General features: G+C 36.5%; 3 protein-coding genes. All 3 read left to right on the forward strand.

The genetic code is table 11. The features are described from left to right. The first annotated feature begins 117 nt into the window (after positions 1-117). Positions 118-696 carry a nitroreductase family protein gene (locus ACE01U_RS16975; RefSeq protein WP_395580012.1) on the forward strand — a complete coding sequence of 193 codons (579 nt, stop codon included), beginning with the start codon at positions 118-120 and terminating at the stop codon, positions 694-696. A gap of 178 nt (positions 697-874) precedes the next feature. Continuing rightward, positions 875-1468 (forward strand): nitroreductase family protein, encoded by a 594-nt coding sequence (locus ACE01U_RS16980; RefSeq protein ID WP_395580013.1) that lies wholly within the window; start codon positions 875-877, stop codon positions 1466-1468. Positions 1469-1666: 198 nt separating this feature from the next. Next, complete coding sequence (locus tag ACE01U_RS16985) at positions 1667-2329, forward strand: DUF2057 family protein (protein ID WP_151707615.1); 663 nt, start codon at positions 1667-1669, stop codon at positions 2327-2329. The last annotated feature ends 362 nt before the right edge of the window (positions 2330-2691 follow it).

Consider the following 2691-nt stretch of genomic DNA (forward strand, 5'->3'; position numbering starts at 1 on the left):
ATTAAGAATTATTCAGGTGAATTTATTTGAAAGGAAGCTCTTAAAGGCACTATTTCTTCCTGATAAGAAGTGGAATAAGCAAGAAGAACCTCAACTGAGGTTCTTCTTGTGATATTTATGGGACAGCAGTGCCGTAGTATTTATGTTTTAGGGAAGCGTGTACATTTAAGTCAGGTGTATTTAGCTGAATTGATCCAAGAGGCCGTGCGAAGTTGTCCTTCGGCACATAATTCACAAAGTACTTGTATTGTGATTTTAATGGGCGATGCGCATCATCACTTTTGGAATGTCGTAAAAGAAGTGCAACGCAAGTTAGTCCCTGCGCATATTTTTGCTGGTGCAGAACTAAAGGTTGATCAATGCTCGGTAGGGTTTGGTACAGTTCTATTTTATGAAGATCAGCAGATCATCCAACAGTTACAAAAGAAAATTCCTTTTGATGCGGCAGAATTTCCAGTTTGGTCAGAGCAAGTTTCAGGTATGGCCCAATATGCTGTATGGACATGTTTAGTAGATGCGGGTTTGGGTGCGTCCTTACAACATTATAACCCGAGTATTGACGCTGACATTTTAAAAGTTTTTGAGATTCCAAAACATTGGCTGTTACGTGCGCAGTTGGTCTTTGGTTCGATAGAGGAAAAGCCCGCTGAAAAAGAACAGCATAAAGATGAAGAACGCTTTATGATTTATGCTTAGTGGATTGACGGTGAGATTGAGCTAATCGAGTATTTATGTTTTAAGTCATGAGCGAATTAAGATTGTTCTATTTTTAAGACACTATGTCGCTCAATTAAGCATGTTCAAATTTAAAATAATGATTATGATAAATACGAATCACATATAACGAGATCGAGAGATCATTGAGGAAAATAACATGTCATTTTTAGACCAAATCAAACAGCGTCGCACTATTTATGCAATTGGTAAAAATGTTGATTTAACACCAGCAAATATCGAGTCACTCATTAAGGAAGCTGTAAATCACAGTCCATCGGCATTTAACTCACAGACTTCCCGTATTGTGACTTTATTTGGTGAGTCGCATTTACAGTTTTGGAATATCGTACGTGAAACGTTACGTAAAATTGTTCCTGAAGCTGCGTTTGAGGCGACAAATAAAAAGCTTGATAGTTTTTCAGCAGGCTATGGCACGGTTTTATTTTATGAAGATCAAGATGTTGTAAAATCATTACAAGAACAGTTTGCACTTTATGCAGATAACTTCCCCGTTTGGTCTGAACATTCCTCTGCAATTGCTCAGTTTGCTGTATGGACAGCTTTATCTGAATACAACATTGGTGCGTCATTGCAGCACTACAACCCAATCGTAGATGCTGAAATCGCGGAGCTTTTTGAAATTCCTAGTAATTGGAAATTGCGTGCACAACTTGTTTTTGGTTCTATTGAAGCACCTGCGGGTGAGAAAACATTTATGGCGGAAGCGGATCGCTTTAAAACATTCAATTAATAGCTAGTTTTTAAAATGAAACAGAGCAGAGTAGATCTGCTCTTTTTTTTGTTTGGGTATTTATCTTTAAAATATAAAAGCTTAGCAATATATATTGTAGTTGTAGGTTGGTTCTAGGCTCAGAAATTGTCATAAAATTGTCATTTATACACTGCATAGTGCAACTAAACTTTAATAAACAACGGATAGAGTGTAAAAATGACCTTACGTGCAACCCTTGCAACAGTAGTATTGATGTTGAGTACTTCCGCATTTTCAGCAGTAACTATTACCGCACCTGAAGAAATTAAAATTGAAGGTTTAAATGGGCAAGAGGTCAAGAGTCGTTTATTTAGTTCAGACAGTACATATAGTATTGATGCAGGCGAAAATATTATCAGTGTTCGTTATATCCAGTTCTTTGAAGAGCATCCTGGCATTGGTTCGCATGATATTGTTCGCTCTGGTGTGGTGAATATTAAAACTCCAATTCTACAAGATCAGCAGACCTATCGTTTAGCTTTACTCAATCCGCCACAAAACCATGATGATGCAAAGGCATATGCTAAACAGCCCGTTTTTGGTTTATATGATGCCAAGAATCAATTATTGGTCGAACAAAAAGGCAGTAAAACGCAAAGCTCTGGCATTCTGAAAAATTTATTTAATGATGCGCCAACTGATCTCACTCAAAAAGCAACTACGATTGCGCAGCCTGCACCGATATATACGTCACAAGCAGTGGTAGGAAAAGCTGAAGTAGTGAAACCAAAAGATCTGCCAAGTGCTAACAATGCTCAGCAATTAATTAATACTTGGAAAAGTGCATCGAAATCTGAACGCCAAGCGTTTATGACTTGGTTAGCTGAACAAGCACAATAATCTACTCACTAAATAATAAAAAACAGCATTAGCTGTTTTTATTATTTAGATAGCGCATTTATATAGTGGATAAACTGCAGATATTGGCTATAATTTAATCTAAAATAGATATTTTGATTTAAAAATAACCAGTCGGGTGGTTTTTTTGAAATATTTATATAAATGTGCTTGCGTTACAAATAAAACTATATAGAATACGCAACACACCAACGCAATGTAGTGAATAACTTAGGGTGGAGGTATTAATGGTGACGAACCATTGAGAAGATCATTAAGAGATTATGAAGAACAACTTGTGTGGATTTTTACTGATTGATCGATCGAAAATATTTCATTGATTGAAAGGTAGAAATTACTCGAAG

It is taken from the genome of Acinetobacter halobius (assembly GCF_044130335.1).
Classification (GTDB): domain Bacteria; phylum Pseudomonadota; class Gammaproteobacteria; order Pseudomonadales; family Moraxellaceae; genus Acinetobacter.